The sequence below is a fragment of the Bacteroidota bacterium genome (assembly GCA_018692315.1).
GTDB lineage: Bacteria > Bacteroidota > Bacteroidia > Bacteroidales > JABHKC01 > JABHKC01.
In genome coordinates, this window is the sequence record JABHKC010000241.1 from 1 (window position 1) to 2,640 (window position 2,640).

Here is a 2,640-nt window from a genome sequence, read left to right on the forward strand (position 1 = left end):
TAGCCGGATTTTCAATTCCTGTACCATCAAAAACTGTAATTTGCACTGAGTCGGAATTTGAGCAACCGGTGTTTGGGTCTGTATAAAAATATGAAATCCAGTAAGTTCCAAGGTTAACAATTGTCGGGTCGAAAAAGCTTCCTGAAATTCCTGCTCCTGAAAAAGTGCCACCTGTAGGCGTTACGTTTGGTAGATTTATTGGGACTGAATTTATTCCAATTGAATCAGGGAAACCCGGCTCAAAGGTGATTGTTGGCAAAAGACTTACAATTACAGTATAAATATTAATGCTGTCTCCACCAAGGTAATTTTGCAAAGTATCGTAATATTTGCCAGTGGTATCAGTCCAGTTTCCAAGAATTTCAACACTATCGCCTTCACATATTTCTATTGTATCAACATTATTTAATAGTGAGTTTTCGTACCAAACAATTACTGAATTGAAATAATGTGAAGAAAGTACATCGTTGTCGCCGTCATTGTCAATATCGATTGAAAAAACAGAGTATGCACCATTATATTGATGGGATATTATTTGCATGGCTGAAAAAGTTCCATTCCCAGAATTCAAATAATAGGCAATTCTATTATCGAATGAGGTAGAAACGACATCAATATCTCCATCATTATCCAAATCGATTGTAAATATTGAGAGAGGCCCAAAATTAGTAGTAGAAATAATTTGTTGACTACCAAAATTTCCGGTTCCATCGTTTACATACCAGGCAATTTTATTGTCATTATATGAAGATGAAACTATATCTTTATAACCATCTTCATTAATATCTGCTGCACAAATATCACTTCCTCCTATTATTGAGGATGTAATAACTTGATCTGCTGTAAATATTCCCAAACCATTGTTTTCATTCCAAGATATTCCTTGCCCTTCAGGACCAATAATATCTAAATCATTATCGTAATCCAAATCGAAAGCAATTACAGATTTCATGAAAGAGGTTGTTTCTGAAATTGATTGTGCTATTCCAAAATTGCCATTTCCATCATTTGCATGCCATATAATTTTTCCAAAATTAATATCTGCATGTATTACATCATTATCTAAATCGTTATCTAAATCGGCTGAAATAACTGATATTGCCCCCCAGGCATAATTATAGATAATTTTTTGACTACTGAAATTCCCATTTCCATAGTTCTCATACCATGCAATTTTATTGTCCCATTGCGAAGCTGAGAGAATATCATTGTCGCCATCATTATCTAGATCTATTGCGAAAACTGAAATGGCACCTACGGCTGTATCGGTAAGCACTTGCTGAGAGCTAAAGTTTCCATTGCCAAAGTTTTCGAACCAGGAAACTTGCCCATACTCTGATGCATAAATAACATCAATATCGTTGTCGTTATCCAAATCGATAGCAAATAAGGTTCTTGCTCCATCCATTGAAATATTCTGGATAATATGAGTATTAAATGTGAGTTGGGAAAATGTGGTTTTTACAGCTATTATCAGCAATAAATAAATAATATGGTGTTTCATAGCTTATATAAATTTCAAGTTTATAAAAAATTTAACTAATAATAATTTGTAAGCTAAAGATTTTTTAATTAATATTTTCCTCTCTGAAATCATAAAAACAGAGAGGTTTTGTCAAATTAATTTGTTTTGCCAAGCATAAAATTAGTCTTTTTTCTAGAATATTGGATTTTTTTTGGGTTGTGGTATATAGGCCTGAGTTGCAAGTTTTTATGTCATCTACCTTAAGGCTAAAAAATCTACAAGTATCTGTTTTGTTTCTTGTCATTGTTTTGAAATATTTTTGTTTCTACGTAAATTTTGAAAAAGGTTACAGGAAAATTGATTCTTTTGGTTTTCTCTTTTCTTCAAAACATATGAAACCAATTGTTCAGCCTAAACAATTTGTATTGATTAAGAAAAGTTAATTATTCAGATTAATTTCAAAAGGAGCAATAAAATTCATAATTTTGAAGTATGAAAAATATTAGTTTAGTTTTATTGGTTCTTGTTTCACAATTTCTTCATGCTCAAGTTGATTCATCAAAATTAGCAAAGTACTCTCCTAGCTTCAAATTCAAAGAAGGTATTTATCTAAATTTTGAGCAAGTTAAATCTAATTCACCTTTAACAAAATCAAAAATTGTTACTAATGTAGATTTCAATAGTTTAGATTTTTTTGAACTAATTCTTAAAGAGAAAACCATTTCGTTTTTCGACAATTTTGGCAGTAAAAAAAGTGTAAAGTCCGATAATATTTGGGGATATTGCCGTCAAGGGATTTTATTTGTTCAATGGAATAATGAAATTAATCGCATCCCAATTATTGGCAAAATCTGCCATTTTGTTTCAAACGAAACTGTGTATCAAGAAGGAGGATATTCGCCAAGTGCAAGCTACAACTATTACGATCAAATGAGGATGCCCGTTTATCAATCGAAAGAACTTCGGCAATATATTATTGATTTTGAAACAGGTAAAATTATGGAATATGATAAAGAAAGTTTGAAAGTCATACTGATGCGTGACCCCAAATTGTATGAAGAATTCAACGAACTTAAAAGGAGAAAACAAAGAAAAATGAAGTATTTATATCTACGGAAATATAATCTTCGGAATCCTTTATATATTCAGAGATAGTGCCCTGTTGTTTTACCTAA

The 2,640-nt window shown here is 31.5% G+C and carries 2 protein-coding genes; one reads left to right on the forward strand and one right to left on the reverse strand.

Annotated elements, in window-relative coordinates; genetic code table 11:
* A partial coding sequence (locus tag HN894_17710; protein MBT7145162.1) for a VCBS repeat-containing protein occupies positions 1 to 1,504 on the reverse strand: 1,504 nt, incomplete at its 3' end.
* Positions 1,505 to 1,957: 453 nt separating this feature from the next.
* Here HN894_17710 and HN894_17715 point away from each other — a divergent pair.
* Positions 1,958 to 2,620: a hypothetical protein gene (locus HN894_17715; GenBank protein ID MBT7145163.1), complete on the forward strand. Its 663-nt coding sequence runs from the start codon at positions 1,958 to 1,960 to the stop codon at positions 2,618 to 2,620.
* Positions 2,621 to 2,640 lie beyond the last annotated feature (20 nt).

Bases quoted from the DNA above. Each gene is read 5' to 3' on its own strand.
- HN894_17715 (MBT7145163.1), top strand. From the start codon at position 1,958: ATGAAAAATATTAGTTTAGTTTTATTGGTTCTTGTTTCACAATTTCTT.